This is a genomic window from Phenylobacterium sp. LjRoot225, assembly GCF_964252855.1.
In the GTDB taxonomy this organism is placed as follows: domain Bacteria; phylum Pseudomonadota; class Alphaproteobacteria; order Caulobacterales; family Caulobacteraceae; genus Phenylobacterium.
In genome coordinates this window covers 126,199-151,395 of sequence record NZ_CAXUPL020000005.1, presented here as the reverse complement: position 1 = coordinate 151,395, position 25,197 = coordinate 126,199, and the positions used below count along the sequence as shown (strand labels likewise).

Annotated in this window: 23 protein-coding genes; 13 read left to right on the top strand and 10 right to left on the bottom strand. The window is 67.5% G+C overall.

Annotated features, from left to right (window positions below; all coding sequences use genetic code 11):
• Positions 1-16 precede the first annotated feature (16 nt).
• Positions 17-1,282, bottom strand: a complete 1,266-nt coding sequence (locus ACSQ2B_RS24210) for an MFS transporter (protein ID WP_436053962.1) — start codon at positions 1,280-1,282, stop codon at positions 17-19.
• A 257-nt stretch (positions 1,283-1,539) separates the two neighbouring features.
• Between ACSQ2B_RS24210 and ACSQ2B_RS24205 the strand changes: the two genes are divergently transcribed.
• The 3 genes from ACSQ2B_RS24205 to ACSQ2B_RS24195 all read left to right on the top strand — a co-directional run bounded on the left by ACSQ2B_RS24205 (position 1,540) and on the right by ACSQ2B_RS24195 (position 6,371).
• Entirely contained in the window at positions 1,540-3,603 is a 2,064-nt protein-coding gene (locus tag ACSQ2B_RS24205) for a beta-galactosidase trimerization domain-containing protein (RefSeq protein WP_436053961.1), read from the top strand.
• 5 nt (positions 3,604-3,608) lie between these two features.
• Positions 3,609-4,598, top strand: coding sequence for a D-2-hydroxyacid dehydrogenase (locus tag ACSQ2B_RS24200; RefSeq protein ID WP_436053960.1), 990 nt, complete (start codon positions 3,609-3,611; stop codon positions 4,596-4,598).
• A gap of 123 nt (positions 4,599-4,721) precedes the next feature.
• Positions 4,722-6,371, top strand: coding sequence for a hypothetical protein (locus ACSQ2B_RS24195; protein ID WP_436053959.1), 1,650 nt, complete (start codon positions 4,722-4,724; stop codon positions 6,369-6,371).
• 102 nt (positions 6,372-6,473) lie between these two features.
• On the opposite strand, the gene ACSQ2B_RS24190 is transcribed toward ACSQ2B_RS24195, so the two are convergent.
• The 4 genes from ACSQ2B_RS24190 to ACSQ2B_RS24175 form a co-directional block, all read right to left on the bottom strand.
• Positions 6,474-6,860: a hypothetical protein gene (locus tag ACSQ2B_RS24190; protein WP_436053958.1), complete on the bottom strand. Its 387-nt coding sequence runs from the start codon at positions 6,858-6,860 to the stop codon at positions 6,474-6,476.
• Positions 6,861-6,874: 14 nt separating this feature from the next.
• Positions 6,875-7,876, bottom strand: a complete 1,002-nt coding sequence (locus ACSQ2B_RS24185; RefSeq protein WP_436054053.1) for a TniQ family protein — start codon at positions 7,874-7,876, stop codon at positions 6,875-6,877.
• Positions 7,877-7,899: 23 nt separating this feature from the next.
• A complete protein-coding gene (locus ACSQ2B_RS24180) occupies positions 7,900-8,097 on the bottom strand; it encodes a hypothetical protein (protein ID WP_436053957.1) in 198 nt (65 codons plus the stop codon).
• Between the two features lie 434 nt (positions 8,098-8,531).
• The gene (locus ACSQ2B_RS24175) at positions 8,532-9,428 is read right to left on the bottom strand and encodes a LysR family transcriptional regulator (protein WP_436053956.1); all 897 of its coding nucleotides are present in this window, start codon (positions 9,426-9,428) and stop codon (positions 8,532-8,534) included.
• A gap of 131 nt (positions 9,429-9,559) precedes the next feature.
• Here ACSQ2B_RS24175 and ACSQ2B_RS24170 point away from each other — a divergent pair, with 131 nt between their 5' ends.
• Entirely contained in the window at positions 9,560-9,985 is a 426-nt protein-coding gene (locus ACSQ2B_RS24170) for a RidA family protein (RefSeq protein WP_436053955.1), read from the top strand.
• Positions 9,986-10,306: 321 nt separating this feature from the next.
• Here the strand turns inward: ACSQ2B_RS24170 and ACSQ2B_RS24165 are convergent, their stop codons facing one another.
• Positions 10,307-11,074 (bottom strand): SDR family NAD(P)-dependent oxidoreductase, encoded by a 768-nt coding sequence (locus ACSQ2B_RS24165; protein WP_436053954.1) that lies wholly within the window; start codon positions 11,072-11,074, stop codon positions 10,307-10,309.
• 181 nt (positions 11,075-11,255) lie between these two features.
• Positions 11,256-12,497 carry a spinster family MFS transporter gene (locus tag ACSQ2B_RS24160; RefSeq protein WP_436053953.1) on the bottom strand — a complete coding sequence of 414 codons (1,242 nt, stop codon included), beginning with the start codon at positions 12,495-12,497 and terminating at the stop codon, positions 11,256-11,258.
• A 369-nt stretch (positions 12,498-12,866) separates the two neighbouring features.
• Between ACSQ2B_RS24160 and ACSQ2B_RS24155 the strand changes: the two genes are divergently transcribed.
• A complete protein-coding gene (locus ACSQ2B_RS24155) occupies positions 12,867-13,472 on the top strand; it encodes an MSMEG_1061 family FMN-dependent PPOX-type flavoprotein (protein WP_436053952.1) in 606 nt (201 codons plus the stop codon).
• A gap of 95 nt (positions 13,473-13,567) precedes the next feature.
• Here ACSQ2B_RS24155 and ACSQ2B_RS24150 read toward each other — a convergent pair whose 3' ends face one another.
• The gene (locus tag ACSQ2B_RS24150) at positions 13,568-14,185 is read right to left on the bottom strand and encodes a GNAT family N-acetyltransferase (RefSeq protein ID WP_436053951.1); all 618 of its coding nucleotides are present in this window, start codon (positions 14,183-14,185) and stop codon (positions 13,568-13,570) included.
• A gap of 278 nt (positions 14,186-14,463) precedes the next feature.
• Here ACSQ2B_RS24150 and ACSQ2B_RS24145 point away from each other — a divergent pair, with 278 nt between their 5' ends.
• The 4 genes from ACSQ2B_RS24145 (at position 14,464) to ACSQ2B_RS24130 (ending at position 18,999) form a co-directional block, all read left to right on the top strand.
• Entirely contained in the window at positions 14,464-16,653 is a 2,190-nt protein-coding gene (locus tag ACSQ2B_RS24145) for an Ig-like domain-containing protein (protein WP_436053950.1), read from the top strand.
• 158 nt (positions 16,654-16,811) lie between these two features.
• Positions 16,812-17,351 carry a hypothetical protein gene (locus tag ACSQ2B_RS24140; protein ID WP_436053949.1) on the top strand — a complete coding sequence of 180 codons (540 nt, stop codon included), beginning with the start codon at positions 16,812-16,814 and terminating at the stop codon, positions 17,349-17,351.
• 91 nt (positions 17,352-17,442) lie between these two features.
• A complete protein-coding gene (locus ACSQ2B_RS24135; protein ID WP_436053948.1) occupies positions 17,443-18,693 on the top strand; it encodes a cytochrome P450 in 1,251 nt (416 codons plus the stop codon).
• A 69-nt stretch (positions 18,694-18,762) separates the two neighbouring features.
• Positions 18,763-18,999: a hypothetical protein gene (locus ACSQ2B_RS24130; protein ID WP_436053947.1), complete on the top strand. Its 237-nt coding sequence runs from the start codon at positions 18,763-18,765 to the stop codon at positions 18,997-18,999.
• 33 nt (positions 19,000-19,032) lie between these two features.
• Here the strand turns inward: ACSQ2B_RS24130 and ACSQ2B_RS24125 are convergent, their stop codons facing one another.
• Together ACSQ2B_RS24125 and ACSQ2B_RS24120 are read right to left on the bottom strand one after the other, a co-directional pair.
• Entirely contained in the window at positions 19,033-20,493 is a 1,461-nt protein-coding gene (locus tag ACSQ2B_RS24125; protein WP_436054052.1) for an aldehyde dehydrogenase family protein, read from the bottom strand.
• Positions 20,494-20,546: 53 nt separating this feature from the next.
• Positions 20,547-21,308, bottom strand: coding sequence for an SDR family oxidoreductase (locus tag ACSQ2B_RS24120; RefSeq protein WP_436053946.1), 762 nt, complete (start codon positions 21,306-21,308; stop codon positions 20,547-20,549).
• 169 nt (positions 21,309-21,477) lie between these two features.
• Here ACSQ2B_RS24120 and ACSQ2B_RS24115 point away from each other — a divergent pair, with 169 nt between their 5' ends.
• The 4 genes from ACSQ2B_RS24115 to ACSQ2B_RS24100 all read left to right on the top strand — a co-directional run bounded on the left by ACSQ2B_RS24115 (position 21,478) and on the right by ACSQ2B_RS24100 (position 25,156).
• Positions 21,478-22,065, top strand: coding sequence for a TetR/AcrR family transcriptional regulator (locus ACSQ2B_RS24115; RefSeq protein WP_436053945.1), 588 nt, complete (start codon positions 21,478-21,480; stop codon positions 22,063-22,065).
• A 45-nt stretch (positions 22,066-22,110) separates the two neighbouring features.
• The gene (locus tag ACSQ2B_RS24110) at positions 22,111-23,370 is read left to right on the top strand and encodes an amidohydrolase family protein (RefSeq protein WP_436053944.1); all 1,260 of its coding nucleotides are present in this window, start codon (positions 22,111-22,113) and stop codon (positions 23,368-23,370) included.
• A gap of 131 nt (positions 23,371-23,501) precedes the next feature.
• Positions 23,502-24,104 carry an SDR family oxidoreductase gene (locus ACSQ2B_RS24105; protein WP_436053943.1) on the top strand — a complete coding sequence of 201 codons (603 nt, stop codon included), beginning with the start codon at positions 23,502-23,504 and terminating at the stop codon, positions 24,102-24,104.
• Positions 24,101-25,156: an amidohydrolase family protein gene (locus tag ACSQ2B_RS24100; RefSeq protein WP_436053942.1), complete on the top strand. Its 1,056-nt coding sequence runs from the start codon at positions 24,101-24,103 to the stop codon at positions 25,154-25,156. The genes ACSQ2B_RS24105 and ACSQ2B_RS24100 overlap by 4 nt, the downstream gene beginning before the upstream one ends.
• The last annotated feature ends 41 nt before the right edge of the window (positions 25,157-25,197 follow it).

Genomic DNA, 25,197 nt, shown 5'->3' with positions numbered 1-25,197 from the left:
TGAGCTAAGCGGGCCTTCACGTCACGCGGGCTTCAGTCGCAATCGGTTCGCTGCGCATCGTTCTCGGCTGGCCTCCTCCAGCCAGGAAGAAGCAGACCGCGCCGATCACGGTCGTGGCGGCGGAGAACATCAGGAACGATGCGTAGCTGTCGGTCGTGTGCAGCGTATAGCTCAGGATCAGCGATCCAACCGCGCCGCCGCCGTCGAGCGCCGACTTCACGAAGCCGAAGATCAGGCTGTAATTCTTGAGCTCGAAGTGACGCGAGACCATGTAGGCGCCGATGTCGCCCTCCGCGCCCTGCGCCATGCCGATCACCAGAACCGCCGCGGCCAGCAGCCCCACGGCGGCGACCGGCGAAGCGAGCACGAAGAAGCCGACCGCCGGCAGGCTGAGGGCGAACAGCGCCACCACGTTCGCCCGCACCCGGTCGAGCGCCAGCCCGAAGATCACCCGCCCGATGATTACGCCGATCGCGTAGAGGGAGACCATCCACGTGGCGATCCCATCCGGCACGCCGTTGGCCAGCACGATCAGCTTGATCTGCGAGGCGGCGAATACCTGCGGGATGTTGATCAGGAACATGCCGCCGACGATCAGCAGGAAGGCCGGATGGCGCGCCACTGCGAGCACCTCGGCGCGGGTGAGGCGCGCGTACGGCGTCTTCTTCGGCGTCGCACCGTCCGTGGCCGCCCGCGCATCGGCGCGCTTGCTGCGGCCCAGCAGCGTCGCGCAGATCAGGCCCCCGAGGCCCGAGACGACGGCGAGGCCGACAAAGGCGGCCCGCCAGCCCTCCGCCTCGATGACATTGCCGAGCACGGGGGCGACGATGGCGCCCGACAGCGGCGGTCCGATCATGAGGAGCGACAGGCCGCTGCCGCGCGCCTTGTCGAACCGCTCGACGATGACTCGGGTGAAGACCAGCGAGGTGGTCAGCACGCCGAACACGTGCTGCACCACCCAGATCGCGAAGAACTCGACGATGTTGCCGGTCATCGCGCTGAGGGCGAGAAAGCCCAGCGAAATCGCGGCGAACCCGACTGTGGCGGAGACGCGCGCGCCGAACCGGTCTGTGAACCGACCGGCGAACGGCACCAGGAACATCGTGATCATGGGCAGGGAGCCGACCAGCGCAAACTGCGCCCTCGACCAGCCGAACTCCTTGATCAGCTCCGGAGCGAACATGCTCATCGTGTAGTGGCTGAGCGCGTTGCCGGTGGCGATGCCGACGAAGGTCGCCAGCAGGGCCTGCCAGTTGGTCCGGAACTCTCCGAAGTAGCCCACTTGCGCCTCTCCCGTGACCCAGCCCCGGCGTCCGGACCTTCTCCGCCGGCGTTCGGCCCCTAGCCGGTTGTCTTCGGGGGCGGACCCTAGCCCGCGGCCGGGTAAGGCGCTAGCACCAGGATGTCGTTTTGGCCAAAAACTTTGACCATTCATTTCGACCAGCCTATGAGCGCCTTTGGCTGGAGAGAGCTTGCCTGCGAGATTTGGCCCTCGCCGCGCCGGCTTATCGGAGCCAGCATGTGCAGGAAGGACGCGGGATGAAGGTGGCTGATGATCGCTCGCCCTGGTGGGAGAAGCCGTACCGGATCGTGCAGACGAACCTGCGGCTGACCGACGCGAGCCTCGATCCCGACGCGCTCGCGCGCCAGGCCCGCGAGTTCGGCGCCACCGCCCTCACCTTCAACGTGGGCGGGATCTTCGCCTTCTATCCTACCGAGCTGCCGCTCCAGGCGCGCAACCCGTTGCTGACGCAGGATCTGACCGGCGACATGCTGGAAAGCGCACACCGCGAAGGGCTGAGGATGGTCGGCCGCTACGACCTCTCGAAAGGCACGCGCATCGCCTACGAGGCGCATCCGGAGTGGTTCGTCCACAACAAGGACGGCGAGCCGCAGGAGTACAACGGCACGTACCAGGCCTGCGTGAACGGCGGTTGGGCGCGGGACTACGCCCATCGGATCTTGCGGGAGTCGCTGTCGCGCTACGCCCTCGACGGCGCGTTCTTCAACATGACCGGCTATCAGCCGGTGGACTACAGCGGGAGGCACCGCGGCATTTGCTGGTGCCGGAACTGCCAAGACGGCTTCGCGGCGATGTTCCAGCGCCGGCTTCCCGAGCGCGAGGACTTCAGCGACCCGGCTTACTCGGACTACCTGCTGTTCAAGAGGCGCACGAGCCAGGCTGTCGCGCAGCAGATCTACGACACGGTCAAGGCGCTTCGGCCGGAGACGGGCGTGATGGGCAATGGCCGTGGCGCCTGCGACTTCATGCGTCTGGAGCTCCAGCGAGCGGTCAGCCGGCCCGCGCCGGAATGGCCGCACCAGGCCGGCGAACTCTCCCGCTGGGGGACGGCGGTCGGCAGAGGCAAGGCCTACGCCTGCGCCTCGACAAACTTCCTCGACTATCAGTGGCGGTTCGCGTCGGAGACGCCGGCCCACCACATGCTCCGCTTTGGCCAGGCGGTCGCGAACGGCGCCCAGGTCGACTACTACCTGCTCGGCACGTTCGCGCAGAACAACGCCACACCGCTGGAGCCGGTGCGCCAGTTCATGCACTGGCACGGCGCCAACCAAGAGCACTTCGTCGGCACGAAGTCGCTGGCGAGGGTCGGTCTCTACCACTCGCGGACGACTGATCTGCACGCCGGCGCGACCGCGACCGGCCGCCAGCACGTCAACGGCTTCCGCGGCGCCTATCGCCTGCTGCTGGAAGCCCGGATTCCCTTCGACTTCGTCAGCGACGAGCGAATAGGCGACGCCGACGTCGCCGAGCAGTTGGCGGCCTATGACGTCATCGTCCTGCCGAACGTCGCTTGTCTAAGCGCCGAGGAAGCCGCCGTGCTCGACGCCTTCGTCGCCCAAGGCGGCACATTGATCGCGACCGGGGAGACTGGGCTCTACGACGAGCGCGGCCAGCCCCGCGACGGCTTCATCCTCGATAGCTTCCCGGCGAGCCGGCTGAACCTGGCTGCCGATAAGCTGGAGACCTACGTGGAGATCGGCGCCGAGGAGCTGGACTTCCCGAAGACACGGCTGCTGCACCTGGACGGCTGGTACTTCTACACGGACCGGAAGGACGACGCGGAGCGCCAGCTGAAGCTTCTACCGCCGCCGAAGTACGGCCCCCCGGAGCTTTGTTTCCCCGAGCTCGAACCCGACGACCATCCCGGCGTTCTCACCCGTCGCCTCGGCAGGGGGCGGGCCATCTACCTGCCCTGGCTTCCGGAGTGGCTGTACTTCCGTGACGGCCTGCCGGAACACCGCGAGCTCTTCGCGCAGCTGATCTGCCAGGCCTCGCAGCCGCCGGTGCAGCTGGTCGGCGCAGGGTCGCTCGAGGTGACGGTTCGGGCCAAAGATCACGGCGCCGGCGACTTGGTCGTTCACCTCGTCAACTACGCCGGCCAGCGTCAGAGCGCCTACGAGGAGCCGCCGGCGATCGGCGGCCTGCGGCTGGGCGTGAAGGGCGCTGGCGGTCCTGCGCGGTCGCTGGTGGACGGCTCCGCGATTGAGGTCGGCTCGCCCGACGCGGAGGGATACGCCTGGCTCGACGTCCCCGACGTGAAGTACTTCCAGGCGATCCTCATTCCCGCGCGGGCTGGGTAATCGCCATGGAAGGCCTGACCGTAGTCACCACCCTGCGCTACGAGGGCGAGCATTGGCGACGCCTCGAAGCGGCGCTGTCAGGCGCGGAGATCCTACGGTTCGCCGACCCCGATGCATCCGGTTTCGACCTAGCGCTGCAGCGCGCGGACGTCGCCATTCTCGCGAAGGACCCGGACCAGCGCTTCTTTGGCGCGCGCCGGCTGCGCTGGATCCATGTCGATCACGCCGGGCTGAACCGCGCCGCACGTCCCGAGGCCTTTCGGCCAGGACTGATCGTCACCGGCTCCGCCGGCCGTTCTGCGCCGGTGCTCGCCGAGCACGCCCTCTTCTTCGCCCTCGCCCTCGCCTACCGCTATCCAGCCTTCCTCGACGCCCAGCGATCCCATCAATGGGGCGTCCCAGACCAGGATCAGCTGCGCGGACTCTACGGCCGCACGATCGGCATCGTCGGCCTGGGCAACACGGGCAAGGAGCTGGCGGTCCGGGCAAAGGCGTTTGGCATGCGGGTTCTCGGCTACCGCCGCCGCGCCACCGAGCCGCCGCCGGGCGTCGATCAGCTGTTCAGCGCCGACGCCGGGGACGGGCTGGACGTCCTGCTCGCTCAGAGCGACTTCGTCGTGCTGGTGCTGGGCTTGTCGGACGCCACCCATCACCTCATCGGCGCGCGCGAGCTCGGCCTGATTGGGCCGGCGGGCTATCTCATCAACATGGCGCGGGGTCCCGTCGTCGACGAAGCGGCGCTGAGCCAGGCGCTGTACGAGGGACGGATCGCCGGCGCCGGCCTCGACACCTTCGAGGTCGAGCCGCTCCCGCGTAACAGCCGGCTGTGGGATGCGCCCAACACCCTGATTACGCCCCACGTGACCCCCGCGGTCCCCGATCGAACCGCGCGCTCGCTCGACATCATCTGCGAGAACATCCGGCGGTTCGAAGCCGGCGCGCCGATGCTGAACTGGCTGACCCAGGAAGACATCTACAGCCACGATGTGCGCTAACCCGCTGCCGTGGCGGGGCATACGATTCGAAATCGAAATATTTCTAGATGCGAAGCAACGGAACGTGGGAAGCGGTCCGTTGAAGCCAGCGAGTCAAAAAGAACCCGTCGGAGGATTCTCGAAGTGAAGCTGCGATCGCTCACAGTCCGCGTCTGCCTTATCGCCACCAGCGCTGTCGCGTCGTTCTTCACCCACAGCGCGGTCGCCGCGCCGCCCGCCGCCGCGGCGTCGACCGGCCGGTACGAGATCTACACCCTGCCCCTCGCTGACGGCTTCGTGCCCCGCAGCGCGATGTATACGCCGTCCGGCAGGGTCCTCGTCTCGTCCACGCAGGAAGGGGAGCAGGACCAGCGGCAGGTCACGCTTGTGGTCATGGACGACGACGGCCGGAACGCGCGCACCATCTTCTCGCAAGCGGTGCCGCCGCGTCCGAAGGACAATGGCATCCGCTACATGATGTTTCCCGACAACAAGCGGATCTTCATGGGCGATTTCGTCTTGGAATGCGCCCCCAGCTTGGACGACTGCGCCAAGTCGGCGCTGCTGCCCGTGACCTACCCCGCCGAAGTGGCGGACGGCGATCACATCGGCCACCGATGGTCGGAAATGATCGTCGCCCCTGACAACCGCCACATCGCCTGGACGACCCTGTTGGCCAACTACTCGGCCCTCGTCTTCACCGGTGAGTTGCGGAAGGAGGGGGCGGGCTATGTGATCGCCGATCCGCAGATCGTCAGCACGCTCGATCCCTTCGAGAAGGACCCGAAACATCCGGACGGCGTCATCCCGCAGGTCGTTCGGGGCGGCGAGGTCAAGCAGTTCGTCCACGGCGGCGCCGCCATCTCGCTTGCCGGGGCGCGCAAGAGCGACATCGCCGACTCCGTCGTTCATCACCTCGCCACCGGCGAGATTGAGGCGATCACCAATTCCCGCGGCTACGACGAGACGACGATCTTCTCGCCGGACGAGCGACTCGGCATGGTGATGACGACGCGTTTTTCGCCGACCACCGACCTGGCGATCCTGGGGATGATGCCCCGGCCCTACCCCGACAGCCTGAACATGGGCCTCAACATGGTCGCCTACACCTACGGCGTCACCGGCGTGCGGGCGGGGCGCAACGGCAACGTAGGTCCGGCGCTGACCGAGATCGCCGCCTCGAAGAGCCAACAGGGCTATCTCGGGACCAATCTCAACACCGCGGACCAATGGGTCTTCCGCTCGCCGATGTCGTGGCATCCGAGCAGCACCAAGGCGATGTGGGTGGAAGGGGCGCGCGGCGGCGGCCCGCGCCGCGTCCAGATCGTCCGCCTGCTCGACTACAAGCCCGGCCCCGCGGTCGCGGCGAAGCCGACGCCGACCCACATGCCGTATGCGATTACCGACATGTCCGTGGTGAAGACCTACGCCGCCAAATCGCAGGACATCGACGTCAAAGTCTATGGCCGCACGTCGGGGCACATCACGTATCGCCGCACGCCCCAGGGCGCGATCGAAAAGACCTACGTGAACTTCAGCGACGAGGGAACGAGCGTCTATTCGGGGCGCGAGACGATGCAGTCCAACCCGCGCGGCCGCTCCACCTACACCGCCGATGTGACGCTGTCCGGCGCCAATCCAGGGGTGATGAAGCTCAAGATGACGTTCGGGCCGATCGAAGGCGAGCGGCCCGCCGAACTCATCTTCGCCCCCGACACCACGGGCGCGCCGCTGTCGCAGGGCTACGCGGAGTATAACGGCAAGCGCCTTGAGGTTCAGTCGCTCGTTCCTTGAAGCCCGGGGCGCAGCGCCTGGGGCCTTAGCGCGCGGAGAGCGGGGGGGAACAGCTATCCCGCTCCGGGAGGCGGCGCCGCGCAAGGCGCGGCGCCGAATTCGTCAGGTCCGCAGCAGTTCCTCCGGCCCATACTTCTCCAGCAACACCGACAGCACCACATTCGTCGCTGTGAGGCGCCGCTCCTCCAACATGCGTCGGAACCGCGCCATGAACTCTGGCTCGAACCACAAGGTGACGGGCTCGGCGTCCGACGGCGGGGCTCGCAGGAAAGGCTCAAGCGCCAGCGGCCGGTCAAGCACCTCCTCGAGGATCTCTTGGTAGAGATCGTTGACCCGCTGCCCCCTCTGCAGCGCGAAGAACCGCATTCGGTGATGCATGAGTTTCGGCAGCCGGACGGAGAGCGCCAGGCGCCCCTGTTCGGCGAAAGGTACCTTCTGCTGAGCCTGCGGCATGAGCCGAATCAGATCGCGCGGCGGGCCTTCGCGCAAGTCCTCCGCCCGGCCTACCGGAGGCCAAATCTTCCCAATGCCGCCCGACAGGCGGTCGCTGCTGGGGTGCGCAACCTCTCAGGCCAGGCATTGCAGCGCTCCAACACGAGTTCCGATGTCCCGCGATTCCAAGTCTGCGCCGCCAGGTCCCATGGCGATTGTTCGATCAGGAGCCGCTTGGCGAGAGGATCGCGGGCTGCGGCCCAATGGGCGACCTTCAATCGTCGGGTAGCCTGCGGCGCCAGGAGCAACAGGCCAGCACTCGCCAGTGCGCGAACCCGCGGCCAAGTGGGAAGGGCGTCGATCAGCTGGTCGTCATAGTGAAGTCGCCCCCACCCATGCCGTGCAAGGTCGGGGTCAAGCATCAGGATGGATGCGGCCGAGATGCGACAAGCCCGGAACACGAGCTGGACAAGGCTTAGGTTCGCGAGTTCGCGTGCTGCCGCGATGAAGTCGTCCGGTTCTCGCACCCGCCAGGCTGGGCCAAGCCTTTTGCCCCGCCGAGCCCGGTCTGCTGCGCGCTCAAATGCCCGAGCGAAGGCCGGAGCCTGCGTGGGTTGGCTCCGGCCAAGCGGGGCAAGCCGGCTCATGCGCTGAGCTCTGCGCGGCGGCACCGAAGGAGCCGCCTCCAAGCTATCCAGGAAGCACCGGTGGGTTGCACAAGTCAGACGCCAGATCCCTGCGTCGCGTATGGTGCTCACCGGCGGCTCCAGTCCGGTCGAGAAGTCCATGCGGCAGGCGGGGCAATAGGCATGGCATCCGGCGAACATGCCGCCCTTGGAATGCGCAAAGTCACCTCTTACTGCAGCACGATGAGCCTCGCTCAGAGTCATCCTTTCGAGCTCCGCGCGCGGTCGTCCCGTCTCTCGAGCTAGACGCGCAAGCAGTTGGGGACAAGCCCGCCAGTCCACATCCAGACCACCTGGCCCAAGAACGTCCGTGACGCTGGCGCCGAGGCCGTATGAGAGCCGCAGCAGCCAGGAGCCGAGGAGTTCGCGATTTGCGGGGCGCGGCACGTGGGCGTGTCGGAAGGCCCCGCTCACAGCCGTCTGCGCCTCGGGCGTCGCACGACCTTCCGGCCGGCGGCGATCGGGGGAAGTTGGATGGCGTCAGCGGCGACATGGGCCAGTTCGATCCGCGGCGCGCCAGCGGCGATCGCCTTTTTGGCCGCGCGCTGGAGCACCTTCACCGTCGTGTCAGCGATCCCCTGCCCTGCTTCGTGCACCCGCTCGATCAAGCTGCGATCGAATGCGGGAGGCTCAGGCAACGGAAGGCATTTGAGATAGCTTTTCACGAAGCTTTGAATCCTCCCGCAGGCAAGTAGGTGAGGCGGTTGAAATTGGCGCCCCCGCCGGAGGACAACAATTTTGGCCAAATTTAGCGGCGGGCTGCTACCGTAGCCGGGCTGCTGTGACGCTCGAAGCCTCGCTGGCGAGGCACCTGCCCAATCGTTGCGGTAGGCCCCGCAAAAAGCGCGCTTCGGCCTGAACGTCAGCCACCGCCGCTCCGTATGAATGGCGGACGCGTGGACAAGAACTCGGATGGCCGAAATCTCTGTCCACGCATCGGCACCCCGATTCAGGGCCCTTGCGTGGACAAAAACCCCGAAAAATCGAGACAAAAACTCTGACCAGCTACACCAAGTGCGACCTGCCAAGCTCTCAAGGGTCCTCAACCCTTGCTGGTTTCCCGCACGACATCCAGGAAGGCGCGCAGCGGCGGCGGCACTGCGCGATGTCCCGGATAGTAGACGGCCAGTCCTTCGGCTGCCTGCGTCCAGGGTGAGAGGACTTCGCGCACCTGTCCCGTGGCGAGCGCGGCGGCGGCAGCCGGGCCGGCGATATAGGCGACGCCGAGCCCCCTGACGGCGGCGTCGACCATGAGATCCTCGTCGTCGAGCACGACGGATCCGGCCGCGTCCACCGTCAAGGCCTGTCCGGCCCGCTCGAACTCCCAGCGGTAGAGCTTGCCGCTCGGCAGGCGGTGGCCGATGCAGCGGTGTCGCTTCAGATCGTCGGGCGCGGTCGGAACTCCGGCGCGATCGAGATAGGCCGGCGAGGCCACGCACATGAACCGCAGCGCCCCTGAAAGCGGCGCGGCGATCATGTCCCGCGGGATCATCCCGACCAGACGCACGCCGGCGTCGAAACCGCCGGATACGATGTCGACAAGTTCGCCCTCGGCGACGATGTCCACCGTCACCTCGGGAAAGCGCTCCGACATCAGGGGCAGGACATCTCGGACGATGATCCCTGCCCCTAGGCGCGGCGCATTGATGCGAACGGCGCCCGCTACCCTTCCGCGAAACGCCGCGACGCTCTCCAGGGCCTCGTCCAGCAGGCCCAGGGCCGGCTGGAGCCGGTCGAGCAGCTGGAGGCCGGCCGCGGTCGGCGAGACGCTACGGGTGGTGCGGTTGAGAAGACGCACGCCCATGCGATCCTCCAGGGCGCGTATGGCGTGGCTCAAGGTTGAGGGCGCCGCGCCCAGTTCGTCGGCCGCGCGACGGAAGCTGCGGTGGGTGGCGACCGCCATGAAGGCGGTGAGATCACTGAGCGATGGGCGGGTCATTGATGGCCGTTTTGCATCAGCTCATGCAGATTTCAACGTCTAGTCGGCCAATCGTCTGTTCCCTATCTCCTCTCTGCCCGGTCAGCTTCGGCCCGCCGAGGCGGCAAAGCAGCGGCAGAAAGGAACAGAACATGCCCAGGCGTGACGCCATCTACCCCGCCAACCGGCACACCCTGTACGACGTCCATCACTATTCCGCAGCGATCCGCTCGGGCGACCTCCTCTTCGTGTCGGGGCAGGTCGGCAGTCGCGAGGACGGCTCTCCGGAGCCCGTGTTCGAAGACCAGGTCCGACTGGCGTTCGCCAATCTCCGCGCGGTCCTGGCCGCCGCGGGGTGCGGGTTCGACGACGTGGTCGACGTCACCACCTTCCACACCGATCCGCAGGCACAGATCGAGACAGTACTGTCGGTCCGCGCCGAAGAGATCGGTGATCCGCCCTACCCGAACTGGACCGCAGTCGGCGTCAACTGGCTGGCCGGCTTCGACTTCGAGATCAAGGTGATCGCCAGGCTGCCGGCGGCGATCGGCGGCGGCGATCCGCTCGCGGGGACATGAGGTTCGTGCCGGGAAGCTGGCGTCCAACCGCCCCACTCCAACCCGGGATGTCTACTTCTCGGCGTCGTTGGCTAAGTGCCTCGCGCGCCTGCCGGCGCGCCTCGGAAGACTCGCCGTCATCGATGTGGGTGCGCCGGCCGGGCGCTGCGCGGCGTGAGGGCTCCGCGCCCGCCCTTCGGCCGACCCCAGGCCCCCTGCCCTGACATGTCTATCTGGCAGAACTCGCGACATCTCTAACCGGCGTAGACAAAGTGCGACCTGCCAAGCTTTTCAGCGGGCCAGGACTGCGGCCTAGCCAACCCCGGGTCCGAGCGACCATGGTCAGACCCCAGCCGCCATGCCGCCGGTCACACGCAGGATCTCACCCGTGATGAAGGCCGCGCTTGGCGAGGTCAGGAACATCAGGGCGTCGACGATATGCTCCTCCTTTCCGTCGTCCCCCAGGAGCTGCATCGCCTTGACCCTCGCCTTGGTCGCCGCCGGCAGTTCGGCGGCGATCGTCTCGGTAAGCATCAGGCCCGGGGATATGGCGTTCACACGGATTCCCTCTGCGCCAAGCTCGCGCGCGAAGGTGATCGTAAGCGCGGCGACCGCCAGTTTGCTGTCGCCATAGGCCGAGCCGCCCATGTGCGCCGCCGACGACGAGATGTTGACGATGCAGGCGCCCGCTCGTCCGCTCATGTGGGGCGCCGCGGCCAGCGTGCAGGCGACGACGCCGATGACGTTCACGTCAAACAGCCGCTTCACCTTGGCAAGGCCCATCTTGCGGATCGGCTGGCCGTATTCGTCGCTATGAAGGCCCGCGTTGTTGATCAGGATATCGATCCCGCCATTGATCGCGGCGGCCTGGGCCATGACCTCGCCCATGCGCGCTTCGTTGGTCACGTCACCGGCGAGGCCGGTCGCCGCGCCGCCCACCGCCCGGATTTCGGCTGCTGCAGCTTCCGCGGCGCCGCCATCGATGTCGACCAACACCACATGGGCGCCATCCCTCGCCAACGCGTGTCCGAAGGCCTTGCCGAAGCCCCGTCCACCGCCCGTGACCACGGCCGTCTTGTTCGCTCGCGTCTGCGCCGTTTGCTTGTCCAAAATTCCACTCCCATAAAAGTCGTCAAATTAAACAATGCCTTCGCTTCGGCGCGCCGCGCAGCTTCCAGCGCGCCCTCACGGTCCACGAAAATAAAGGTGTGAAGGTGCGGATCGAGCCGGTCGATCCCCGCCAAGCATGCCTTCACGACGGCTACCGGCGATAGTTCACCGCGAGCGATGCTCAGTCGGTGACGCGCTCCTCGACCATGTCGCGACGGAAGTTCGCCGCTGCGGCGATGAAGCAGGCCGCGGCGAGGACGAGGCTGGCGGGGACGATCAGCAGAGCGCGCCCGAGCGCCTCGACGCCATAGGTCGGTGTAAGCACATCGCTGATCATCCCGGCGAACAGCGGGCCCAGTCCCCCCATCATGGCCGTGCAGAACAGCAGAACCGCGGAGATGCGCGCCCGCACCGTCACGGGTGCGAGGCTGTGGAGGCAGGCCACGGTAAGGGCCAGGTAGGCCCCGCCGACCAGATTGCTGATGGCGATGCAGAGGACGGCCCCGGTCCCCTCGGCGAACAGGTACCCCGCGACGCCGAACGGGATGGCGACCAGGGCCAGCAGCGTGAGCAGGGCCAGCGGCCAGCGGGGGTCCCGCCGGGCGAGCCGTCCGCCGAGCCAACTCATGGCGAGCATTGCGAGGACGCCGAGGCCGCCGTTGAGCAGGCCCAGCTGCAGGCCGACGGTCCCGACGGACATCCCGTGCGCTCGGATCAGGAAGGCGGGCGAGAAGGCCCCGGAAGCGTAGCCGCCAAGCGCAATGAAGCCGCTCGCGGCGCAGAGCGCCAGCACGCTGGGCTTGCGGAGGATGGACCTCAGGTCCGCCGTCGCAGGGTCGGCCGCCCGGCTGGGAAGCGGCTGCCCACGGCCGAGCGCGATCAGCACGATCGGCGCCAGTATGAGGCCGAGGCCGCCCATCACCATGAACGTCCGCCGCCAGCCCAGCAGTTCACCGACGACGCCGCCGACCACGAGGCTGGCCATCATCCCGAGCGGCGCGCCCAAGGTCAGAAGCGCCAAGGCCCCGGGCCGCTGCTCCGGCGGAAAGTTTCGAGAAATGTAGGCGTGAGCCGCCGGCGTGCTGCCCGCCTCGCCGAGCGCCACCCCAGCGCGTGTCGCGGCGAGCTGCCAGCCCGAGGTGACGAGCCCGCCCAGGGCGGTCATCAAGCTCCAGCCGGCCAGGGAGGCGCTGATCACGGCGCCGAAGCGGCCACGGTCGGCGAACCTGGCGATCGGTATGCCGGCGACCGCATAGATGACCAGGAATCCGATGCCGTTCAGCACGCCAAGGAAGGTGTCGCTGAGCCCAAGCTCGCGCTTCATCGGCTCGGCGAGGATCGACGGCAGGAAACGGTCCATGTTGTTGAGGATCGTCACCAGCATGAGCAGCGCGACGGCGGCCCAGGGGTGGGCGGCCAGCACGCCGGAGCGAGCGGGCTTCCAACCTGCCTCACCCGAAGGCGGGCGCGGGGCGTACTCTAAGATGATCCGATCCTCCCATGGCGCGGCCGTATGAAAGCCTTGCGCTGATTTTCAGTCGGACCCTCGAGGGGGCCGTTGCCCGCCGATCATCGCCCGGATCCAATCTCCGCCACAAGGCTACGGCCCGACAGCATGCTCACTGAATTCGCCATTTCGGCCCACAGCCGACCGGATCGCGCGGGCGATCACGGACGCCCCATGGCTTGGCAGAGGTCAGCCATCAACATTACGCTGTTCGCTGGACCTGAGGCTCCGACTGAGCCCAACAGCGCGATCACCTCACCACGGCGGCCCGACAGCGAGGAATGAATGGCGCAGATCCTGACCCAAGAGGCGCTGCGGGCGCTGATCCCAGAGCCCAGGCCGACCGCTTTCGCCAAGATCCGCGATCGACTGTGCGACCAGGGCGTCGCCTTCATTCAGCGATGCCCTTTCCTGGCCCTCTCGACCGTCGGCGGTTGGGGGCTGGAGGTCAGCTCCAAGGGCGACCACCCAGGATTTGTCGAGATCGTCGACGACCGCACCCTCTTGATCCCAGAGCGCAAGGGCAACCAGTTCGCACTTGGCCTGAGCAACATCCTCGCTGACCCTCGGGTGGGTCTGATGATGGTCCGTCCTGCGACGGACGAAGTGCTGCGCATTTCCGGCCGCGCGACGCTGATCGACGATCCTGAGGCCTGTGAGCGGCTTTCCGCCGAGGGCAAGCCCGCGGTGCTGATCATCAGGATCGAGATTGATCGCGCCGCCTTCCACTGCGTCCGCTCGGCCAGGCGCGCTGGCCTGTGGAACCCCGAGACCTGGGACGCGCCAACCCACATTTCGTTCGGCAAGATCTATGCGGATGCGCTGCAGCGGCCGGAGGTCGAAAAGGTGTTCGACGATCTGACTGAGGAGAGCAACGCCAAGCTCTACTGATAAGGTAGCCGCCCTACCCGGCTATCCGCTCGTCCGTGTCGCCGGCCTCACCGATGCGGAGCGGATCCGCGGGGAGCATCGGGGGCGGGCGAGTTTCAGCCGCGCCAGATCATCGCCCAAACGTGCGGTCCCGCATCGGGGATGTCGAACTCGTCGACCGTGTCGAACCCGACATGGTGGTAATATCCCACGTTCGCCGGGTTCATGACTTCGACATAGACGGGCATGCGCGCCGCCCGTGCGAGCTCAAGTCCATCACGGACAGCCGCGCCTCCCAATCCCATCCCCTGCGCGGCAGGACGGACCCCGATGAACTGAAGATACCACCACGGAAAGCCGGTCGGCTGCTTCGCCCTCAGGGTTGAGCTCATCAGCGACGACCGCTCCCGGCCGACTTTGAACGCACGCGCTAGGCTGGGCAGGCCGCGGAGAATTTCGATCCTGCCCGGATTGATGCGGCCCGGTCGCCTCCAGAGCGAGACGGCCTCAGATTTGGCCGATCGAAGGGCGACGCCATTGGCCATCGTGCCCTCGACGATGGACTTGAAGAAATGGGGCAGCCGCCGAAGGCGGTCCTCGCGATCCGGCCAGATCCAGCTCAGACCCGGATCATCGGCGAAGGCCTCGCAAAACGAAACGATCATCGCGTCCCGGTCCGGCGCTAAGGCGCGCTCCATTTCCGGCGCACGACGCGGCGTCGATTTATCGGCCATTTGAATTCCCGCCCTCGCCGAGAACAATGTTCTCAACCACACTATGGAGTGGAGCGGCCGCGGTCAATCAGCCTGACGGTGCGGCCTACATGGCCATGTTCACTGGAAAGGCTTGCTGCGAACGCCAAATCCAGCGTGGCGATATCATGGCGAAAATAGGACTTTCACAGATCAAAATATGGCGAACGCGGACTTGAGGCAACATAAATAGGGTTTGACAATTTTAAGTTGTGCACAACATTAACCTCACCGGCAACAGAACATGTGAGGGGACGACGATGCCAATGACCAACTTGAGCTCTTCCACGCCTGCGCCGCCCAGCGGCCTGGCGGACTCCGCCATCGTCAACGGCTACGTCAACAACGTCCGCGACACGGCGAGCCAGGCGCTGACCGGCCTGGCCGACGCCGGCGTCACGATCAGGGTGTACAACGGCGCGACCCAGCTCGGGACCGCTGTCGCCGACGAGAGCGGGGCCTGGAGCTTCACGCTCGGGCGGCTGGCGGACGGGCCCTACAAGCTGACCGCCACCGCCGTCGATGCGGAGGGACACGTCAGCGCCGCGAGCGAGATCCTGAGCTTCAAGGTCGACACCCGGCCGCCGTCCAAGCCCGGAACCCTGGCCGACGCCGCGATCTCGAAGGGCTACGTCAACGCGGAGCACAACACCGCCAGCCAGGCCTTCACCGGCAAGACCGACGCGGGCGCCACGGTCACCGTCTACGACGGCGAAACCCAGCTGGGGATCGTCAAGGCCGGCGGCGACGGGACCTGGAGCTTCACCCTGGGGCAGCTCTCCGAGGGCGCCCACAAGCTGACGGCGACGGCCACCGACATCGTCGGCAACACCAGCGACCGCAGCGACATCCTGGCCTTCACGGTCGACACCCATGCGCCGGGCGCGCCCACCAACCTCGCCGACGCCAAGATCGTCGGCGGCTATGTCAACGCCGCCCACGACGTCGCCAACCAGGCGCTCACCGGCAAGGCCCAGGCCTACGCCTTCGTCACCGTCTATGACGGGGCGACCAAGCTGGGCCAGGTCCAGGCGAGTGGGACAGGCACGTGGAGCTATACGCTGGGCAAGCTCGCCGACGGCGACCACAGCCTCACCGCCACGGCCGCCGACAAGGCCGGCAACACCAGCGCGCCCAGCGCAGCCCTGGCCTTCACCGTCGACACCCACGCGCCGCCGGCGTTCATCAACTTGGTGCAGGAGACCGCGCCTGGAACCCTCCTGTTCACCGGCGGGACCGAACCAGGCGCGACCATCACCGTCTCGGAAGGCCCGACCACACCCCTGGGCGCCCTCGTGGCCGACGCGGACGGCAACTGGAATCTGACGCTGTCCGGTGTGGCCGACGACAGGCCGTACGACTTCTGGGTGACCGCGACCGACGCGGCCGGCAACAAGTCGGCAGCGAAGGCGTTGGCGATCTATAACGGCGGATGGATCTTCTACGGCGACGGCGGGAACACAATTGTCGGCGGCCATGCCGTGGTGGGAGGCGGATACGGCTCCGCCATGAACGACGCATACCCCCCAACACGCTTGGTGTACCACCTTGGCAACGCGACTGGGCTGAAGGACCACGCGCGGGGCGGTGACAACATCCTGAACTTTGGGCACAACTCCTCGCCTGCGCCGGACGGGCCTGCCATCACGGTGTTCGGTGACTCACTCTTCATCACGGATTACGCAAGCGGCGGCGATGACTGGATCGTCGCGTTCGCCGGACCTGGCGCGAACAGCATAGCGACCGCGATTGGCGATGCCGAAAGGCTGAGCGGGCACGCCACGGGCGGCAACGACCTCGTGGACCCATTGGGCATGACCCTGTCCGTCGGCATAGGCGACGCCAACTTCCTTACGGACTATGCCCACGGCGGCGATGACGTGGTCGTGCTCAGCGGCGGCGGCCCTCACGGATCGACCACCTTGGGGTATGGCGACGCGGAGATTATGAGCGGGCATTCCGTCGGGGGCGACGACATCGTGACGGCCCGCACCGCCTATGGCGACGCCAAGACGCTGACGGACGACGCCCAGGGCGGCAACGACGTGGTGACAGGAAGGCTGGACTATCCCTCCTTCGAGAGCACGCTCTTCGGCGATGGCGCAGAGCTGCTGGGCAATGCGCATGGCGGCGAAGACACCCTGGTCGGGGACTCCAGCACGGCCGATCAGATGTGGGGCGATGCGGCGACCGTATCCGCGACAGCCACGACCGGCGCTGACCTCTTCCTCTTCCACCCGGGTGGCGGACACGATCAGATCATGGACTTCGAACTGGGGAAGGACCTGATCGAAATCGCTGACTTTGGCTTCAGCGACTTTGCGGACCTGTCCAGCCACTTCCAGACCACGTCCGACGGGGTTCTGATCAGCCTCGACACGGACAACGACGTGCTCGTGCGAGGCGTCACTGTCGCCCAGCTGACCGCGGGCGATTTCGTCTTCAGCTAGCGCCCAGGCTCGACCGCCGGCCGGCCTCGGCCGGCGGTCCGTCGTGGCGACCCTGGCCGCCCGTCGTCGCCTTTCTGGCCGTCCCTTCGCCCTCGCCAAACGATCGGCGCCTTTTCCCACCACCTTGAGTCGAATTTCGCGAGGCTGGGAGGGGATCGATGGCGCGACCGATAGTGGCCTCGCCTTCGGTCAGGCGGTGCGCGGTCGCGCTCATCCTGGCCGGAGCCGCCTCCGGCGCCGTGCGCGCCGAGATGGTCACCGAGCCCAGGACCGGCCTGGCCGTGGATCCTCCCGCCGGCTTCACCGCCCGGGTGGCGGAACCGCTGTCCGGTGATGCGCAGATCAACGTGGCGGCCGACGGCGTCCCGCTGTGCCGCATCGTCTACGCCGCCAGGGCCGACGTCCCGTCGCAGGCCCGGATGGACGCCCTGACCGACAGCGTCGCCTGGCGCGAGCGGGTGCGGCGACAACTCGAGACGCTGTACGGAACCGTCACGGTCGAACGGTTCGAGGCCGGCGGTCTGGTCGGCGCGGTGGCGACGGCCCTGGACGAACGAGGCGAGCAAGCGACCCTCGTCCACGTGCTGGAGACGCCCCGTGGCCGGACCACCCTGTTCTGCGTCGAGGCTGTCGCCCCCCTCGCAGCCCGTCGGGCGCGGCTGGACACGCTCGCCCGCGCCATCCGGACGCCCCGCTGACGGCGATCAACCGAGCGCTTGTATTTTAGCCTGGGATCCTGCTGGACTTTCGGCGGCCTCGCGCCACGCGCAGCCCTCACGGAGACCCGTCATGAACGGTGTCGGCCTAAGTCCTCCGGCGCCGCAGCCGGGCCATGTGCCCGACGCGGCGGTCTACGACTTCGACATGTTTCTCGACCCGGGCCTGTTGAAGGATCCGCACGAACGCGTGCGTCAGATCCTGGGCGAGGCGCCACCGGTCTTCTGGACCCCGCGCAACCACGGCCACTGGGTGGCGATGAGCCACGACGCCGTCTTCGAGGTGGCTCGCGACTGGCAGCGGTTCTCCAGCGAGTCCGCGCCGCGCGAACATCAGGCGGCCATGCTGCGCATGCTGCCGCCGGGCGCGCCGCACGTCCCGCGCGTGCGGCCGATCTCGCTCGACCCGCCGGATCACGGCAAATACCGGGCGGCGCTCGCCGCCGCCTTCGGCCCCAAGGCGATCAAGGCGCGCACGGAGGAGATCCGCGCCCTCGCCGCCCGCCTGATCGAGGCGGTGGCGGATCAGCGCCGCTGCGACTTCGTCGCCGCCGTCGCCGAGCCGCTGCCGGTGCTGGTGTTCCTGAGGATGATGGGCCTGCCGGGGGAGCGGCTGGCTGACTTCCGCGTGCTCGTGCACAAGCTCCTGGCACCCGGCGTCCTGGACCCGATGGAAAGCGCCAGGCGGATGCGCAACATCGCCGACGCCCTCGGCGAGGCGATCCGCGCGCGTCGGGATGATCCGCGCGACGACCTCATCAGCCTGCTCTGGGCCACCGAGATCGACGGCGAGCCGATGACCATGGAGATCATGGAGGATTTCTGCGTCCTCCTGTTCATCGCCGGGCTGGACACCGTCATCAACGCCATAGGCCATGCCGTTCGCCACATGGCCGCCGATCCGGATCTCCAGGCGCGGCTGCGCGCCGATCCCTCACTGATCCCGGAGGCGGTCGAGGAGATGCTGCGGCGCTACAGCTTCGTCACCCTGGTCCGGCGTGCGACTGAGGACATGGAGTTCGGCGGCTGGCTGCTGAAGCGGAACGACCGCGTGATGTTCTCCCTCGCCGGGGCGGGGCTCGACCCGGGGCATTGGAACACGCCCGAGGCCTTCGACTTGACGCGCGACGACAAGGCGCACATTGCGTTCGGGGCTGGCGTCCACCGCTGCCTGGGCTCACACTTGGCGCGCCTCGAGCTGCAGGTGCTCTACGCCGAGCTGCTGCAGCGCCTGCCGGCCTTCCGCCTCGATCCCGAGCAGCCGATCGGCTTCCGAGGCGGCAACGTCCTGGCGGTCGAGACGCTGCCGATCCGCTGGGATTGACGCAGCCTCGGCCAGATGCCGAGCGATCCGGAACCGCACGCGCCGGCTTCGGTTTTCCTGGACATGGTCATGGAAACTCCAACACCCGTCGCGTCGGACGCCTCCCCCGAGAATTGGGCCGTCGGCGTGGACGGGTCGTGCGTCACCCTGGGAACGCCCGGCGGCGTCGCCAGGCTCGAGCCGGCCGCCGCGGCGCGGCTGGCTGAACAGTTGTGGGATGCGGCCCGGGAGGCCGGCGGCGAAACCCCGCGTGGCGGCCCGCCCTTCCCGCCCGCCGAGCTCGTCAGCCCGCACGGCGCCGGTTGACGTGGCGGCTGGGCCGTCGGCCCTAGGCTCAAGTCAGACGCGCCAGGCGACGACCTTGCTCTCGAGGTATTCCTCGATCCCTTCGACGCCCCACTCGCGGCCGATCCCGCTCATCTTGTAGCCGCCGAAGGGCAGGTCGCCGGCGATGCACATCCCGCCGTTGACGCTGACGGAGCCCGCCCGGATGCGGCCGGCGAGCCGTAGCGCCCGGTCGAGATCGCCCGAGGCGACGCCGCTCGACAGGCCATAGTCGCTGTCGTTGGCGATGCGGATGGCGTCTTCCTCGTCCTCGTAGGGGATGACGACCAGCACCGGCCCGAAGATCTCCTCCCGGCCGATGCGCATGTCGTTCGTCACATCGACGAAGCAGGTCGGCTCGATGAACCAGCCGCCGCCCTTTTCGGGCCGCGTCTTGCCGCCGGCGAGCAGGGTGGCGCCTTCGCGCACGCCGAGGTCGATGTAGCCCATCACCCGTTCCATCTGCTTTTTGGAGATGACCGGGCCCATGACCTGCGACGGGTCGTCGAAATCGCCCCACTTGCCTTCGTAGGCCGCGTAGGCCCCGCGCAGGATCTCGACGGCCTCGGCGTAACGCTTCCTGGATACGAGCAGCCGCGACTGCACCGCGCAGCCCTGCCCTGCGTGGCCGACCAGCATGGTCGAGGCGACCTCCTGAGCGAAGTTCGGCACGTCGTCGAGGACGATCTTCGCCGACTTGCCGCCCAGCTCGAGGAAGACCCGTTTCAGGGTCGCCGCGCCCTTCTCCATGATCCGCTTGCCGACGCCGGTGGAGCCGGTGAAGCTGATCAGGTCGACGCGCGGATCGAGCACCAGCATCTCGCCGGCCATGGCCGGATCGGCGCCGGTGACCACGTTGAAGACCCCCGGCGGGAAGCCGGCTTCAGCCGCGAGCTCGCCCATCACGGCGCCCGGGCCCGGGGTGTCGGGGGCGGGCTTCAGGATCACCGTGCAGCCGGCCAGCAGGGCCGAGACCACCTTGCCGATGTTGACGTAGAGCGGGACGTTCCACGGGGTGATCGCGCCGACGACGCCGACGGCTTCGTAGACGATCTTCCGATGGCTGCGGTATTGCGGCGGCCCGGCTTCGCCACGATCCTTCTCCCACCGAACCTGCGGGAAGAGGTCGAGCAGTTCCTTGTAGCAGCCCAGCGCCATGCCGACCTGCGCGCGCGGCACGAAGCCCAGGGCCGAGCCGCCCTGCACCCGGCAGAGCGTCGAGATCCGCTCCTCGTTCGCCTGCAGCAGCTCGTAGAGCCGCTTCACGAGCTCGAACCGGGCTTGGTGGTTGGTGGACCAGTCCGTCGCATCGAAGGCCCGGCGCGCCGCCGCGATGGCTTCGTTGACGTCCTCGGCCGAAGCATCCGCCGCCTTGCCGACCACCTCGCCGGTCCAGGGCCCGACGGTCTCATATGTCCTGTCGCCGGCCGCGGGACGCACCACGCCATTGATGTAGAGCTTGGTTTCGGAAAGCATTTCCACGGCAGGGCTCCTTGGCAGATTGCGCCTCGCGCTCGAAGGCCAGCCCGTCAGGGACGGCGCGCCTCGAGCACGATCTGAGGCACGTTGAGGTCGTCAGGAAGGTGGGTCAGGGCGCGGATCAGGTCCGCCACGGATCCGAAGGTGCTGATCGGCCGCTGGCGGAAATCCAGACCTCTCTTGAGGTTCTCCTCCGCGAAGCGGCGCAGCACCTCGGGATCGGCGCTCGGGGCTGTGGATTCCTCGTCCGTCATCTGGCCGGCGCGCACCATGGTCACCCGGATCCCGTCCGGCTCCAGCTCCGCGCGCAAGGCTTCCGAGAAACGCTCCAGCCCCGCCTTGCTGCTCTGGTAGAGAGAGAACATCGCGTGGGGCAATCCCACGGTCTCGCTGCTGATGTTGAGGATGTGTCCGCCGCGTCCCATCATCGGGATGGCGGCGCGCGAGCAATAGATCGGCCCCGCAAAATTCGTCGTGACGGCCGCCTCGATCTGTAGGTCCTTGGCGTCCTTCACGAGGGTCGGCTGATAGATCGCGGCATTGTTGATCAGGACGTCGATCCTGGGGCTCCGCTCAGCGATCTCGGCGAAGGCCGCCCGGACGGACTGCGCGTTCGCGACGTCGCACACTACGGGATGGGAACGCGGCCCGAGTTCGGCCGCCACCGCCTCGAGCTTGGCGAGGGTGCGTCCGAGCAGGATGATCGTGTCGCCGTCCGCGGCCAGCCGTCGCGCCAGCGCGCGGCCCAAACCGGATCCGGCGCCGCTGATAACGACAAGCCTTCCCTTCGCTGCGACATGGTCAGCCAGCACCGCATCTCCTCCGTCGGCCAATTCGAAAATGGCTCTCTTACGAACGTGTAATCAGGTGATAACAGACGGTTGTCCAGCGCGAAAGGGTTGTAGACACTCGGTAACAAGCGGGTTACCACTTGATAACAGGCTGTTGTCCTGACGGGAATTCGTGGATAGCTCTGGCCACATGAACCAAGTCGAAGAGCTGTCAAAGGGCGACGCCGCGGCCACTCGAGCGAGAATTCTCGTTGTGGCGAAGCAGTGGTTCTCGAGGCGAGGCTATTCCGAATGCGGAATTCGAGACATCGCAGGCGATCTGGGCCTCTCGTCCACGATCTTGCTGCGATACTTCGGCAGCAAGGCGGGCCTGTTCGAGGCGGCCCTGCGCGACGCGCTGAACTCCGAACCGGTGTTTCCGCCGCGCGACCAGTACGGGGCGTTCATCGCCGGGCAGCTTACGGACCCGGACCACGACATGAACCCGCACGCCATGTGCGTGCTGGCGACGGCCCACGAGGAGGCGCGGGAGATCGCCACGCGCGTGCTTCACGACCTTGCGGTCGCCCCGATGGCGGCCTGGTTGGGCTCGGCCGACGGCGAGGCCCGCGCGCGGCAGATCCTGGCCCTGTGCAGCGGTTACGTCCTCTACACGTTCCAGCTCACCGTACACCCGGGCAGCGGCCGACCCGACCCGACCATGACGGCGTGGCTCGCGCAGAGCGTCCAGGCCATCGTCGATGACGCATCGAGCGCGGCGATCTCTCACGGCCGCTGAAGCCGCAGGGAAGAAATCGCACCAACAAGACGCAGGGAGGACATCATGGCTGACGACAACATGGAGCTGGCCAAGGCGGCGAAGAACTACTGGAGCGAGACCGGCTATTCGCCTGGCGGGATCATCCGCCAGATCGACTACGCCAAGTATTCGACCGGCGTGCATCCGCTGCTCGAGGGCGTCAAGATCGTCGACTGCGACACCCACTTCACCGAGCCGCCGGACATCTTCACCAGCCGCGCGCCGGCCCGGCTGAAGGACAAGGTGCCCTACCAGAAGATCGCGGGCGGCGTGACCCGCTGGTTCGTCGGCGACCAGGACTTCGGCATCGTCGGCGGCAATGTTATCCGCAAGGACCACAACAAGCTGCTCGGCCGCCTCGCATTCCCGACCCTGGACGAAGGCACGCCCGCGGCCTGGCAGGTGAAGCCCCGCCTGCAGGCCATGGACGACCTCGGGATCTACGCCCAGATCTGCTACCAGAACTCCGGCGTCACCCAGGCCGGTTCGCTGATGCGGCTCGGCGACGAGGTCGGCTTCACGGTCCTCAAGCTCTACAACGACGCGGCCGCCGAGCGGCAGGCGGAGTCGGGCGAGCGGCTCTTCACCATGGGCCACCTGCCGCTCTGGAACAAACAGGCGCTCGACGCCGAGGCGCGGCGCTGCGTCGACATGGGCATCAAGGGCTTCGTCCTGCCCGACACCCCCGAGACCCTGGGCGTTCCGTCGTTCGACGACCCCTATTGGACGGCCTTCCTGGAGCTCTGCAACGACACCGGGACGCCGATCAACTTCCACCTGAACGCCGCGATCGATCCGAACAAGCTGGTCTGGAAGAGCTTCTCGTTCGAGAAGGCGATCTCGGTCGCCTCGAACATGTTCTACATCGGCAACCTGGCGACCATGGGCAACTGGATGGTCTCCGGCCTGCTCGACCGCCATCCGAAGCTGAAGATCGGCCTGATCGAGAGCGGCATGGGCTGGATCCCGTTCGGCGTCGAGGCGATGGAGCACCAGTTCGACGAGATGCTGGCCGACGAGGCCCAGGCGCCCCAGCGCCGCCCCTGGGACTACTGGCGCGACAACTTCTGGTGCACCTACTGGTTCGAGAGCGTCGGGCCGAAGAAGCTGCTCGAGACGGTCGGGGTGAACAAGGTGCTGTTCGAGACCGACTTCCCGCACCCGACCGCCCTCTATCCCGGCGTCCAGGATCACATCGTCGACACCCTGGGCGCCTACACGCCGCAGGTGCGCAAGCGCGTCCTCGAGCGTAACGCGGTGGAGCTCTACAACCTGCCGTTCTGACCGGGCGGGCGCCGCCGCGCCCGCCGCCGCGCCCGCCTCAAGATGCCCGCAGCAAGCTCAACGGACCATGACGGCCGGCCGACGCCGCGCCGCAAGCGGCTGCGCGCGCCCGCACCTTGGAGAGACCTGACGTGACCTTTTCAATCGATCAGTACCGTCTGGACGGCAAGACGGCCGTCGTCACCGGCGCCGGCGGCCGCGGCAACAGCATCGGACGCGCCTATGCGATGGGCCTGGCCAAGGCCGGCGCCGCGGTCGTCGTGGCCGATATCAACGGCGCGGGCGCCCGGGCGGTAGCTGACGAGATCATCTCGGCCGGCGGCAAATCGATCGGCGTCGGCGTCGACATCACCGATCCGGCGGCGGTCCAGCAGATGGCCGGCGCGGCGGCCGAGGCGTTCGGCGGGGTGGACATCCTGGTCAACAACGCCGCCCTCATGGTCGAGCTCGGTTACCAGGCGGCCGCGGAGGTTGCGATCGAGGACTGGAACCGACTGGTCGCCGTGAATGTGACCGGGGCGCTGAACTGCGTGCAGGCCGCGGTCCCGATGATGCGCGCCCGCGGCGGCGGCAAGATCGTCAACCAGCTCTCTGGCGGCGCCTTCCCCGCGATGTCGCTCTATGGGGTGAGCAAGCTGGCGCTGGGCGCCCAGATCCTCCTGTGCTCGGAGGCCGGCGCCTGGATCACCGGCCAGACCCTGCATGTGGACGGCGGCTGGGTTCTGCGGCCATGAGCCGGTCAGCCTGGGATGACCACATCGACGAGGCCTGGCTCGCCCAGGTTCAGGAGCCGGCGCTGGACCCCGAACTGCCGATCGTCGATCCGCACCATCACGTCTGGGCGAAGCCCTTTCCGTACGAGACGCCGGAGCTGCTGGCGGACCTGACCAGCGGACACCGGGTGGTCGGCACCGTCTACACCGAGGCCCACCGGGGCTATCGCACCAACGGGCCCGAGCACCTGCGGCCGGTGGGCGAGACCGAGTTCATCGCGGCCCTGGGCGAGGCGTCGGACCGGGCCGGAAACGCGCCGCGGATCTGCGCGGGGATCACCGGCGCCGGCGACCTCACGATGGGCGCGGCGAAGGTGGACGAACTGCTCGACGCCCATATCGCCGCCGGCAAGGGCCGCTTCAGCGGACTCCGCGCCAACATCTTCGTGACCTTCGATCCCGCCACCCTGGCGATGAAGCCCCTGCCCGGTTCGAACAGCGCCGTCGATGACGCTGACTTCGTGGCCGGCGTCGCGCGTCTGGCGCGCCGGGGCCTCGCGCTCGATCTCGTCAGCGCCCATGCCCACCTCGAGCATGTGGCTCGGCTCGCAGGCCGGATTCCCGAAGCGGTGATCGTGCTCGACCACCTCGCGCCGATCGCCGATTTCGGCGAGCGGCCGACGCCCCAGAGCGAGCTGCTGGCCGCGTGGCGGCGCGGCCTCGCGGCGATCGCCCCGCACGACAACGTCCACATGAAGCTTGGCGGCCTCGCCAACCCCTTCATGTCCGGGGCCCTGCCGGCGTTCCGCAGCCTTCGCGAGCAGGCGACGCCGCCAACCTCGGAGCAGCTGGCGGAGCTTTATCGGCCGATGGTCAGCCAGGCGATCGAGACGCTCGGCGCCGCACGCTGCATGTTCGAAAGCAACTTCCCGGTCGACAAGCGCAGCACCTCGTACCGGGTGCTCTGGAACGCGTTCAAGCGCCTGGCTCGCGCCTATTCCGAGGAGGAGCGCCGCGCCTTGCTGATGGGCACGGCGGCCCGCGTCTATCGGCTCCGGGACCTGCCGCTCTAGGCGGCCTCGGGATCTGGATCTCAAAGAAAAAACAGGAGGAA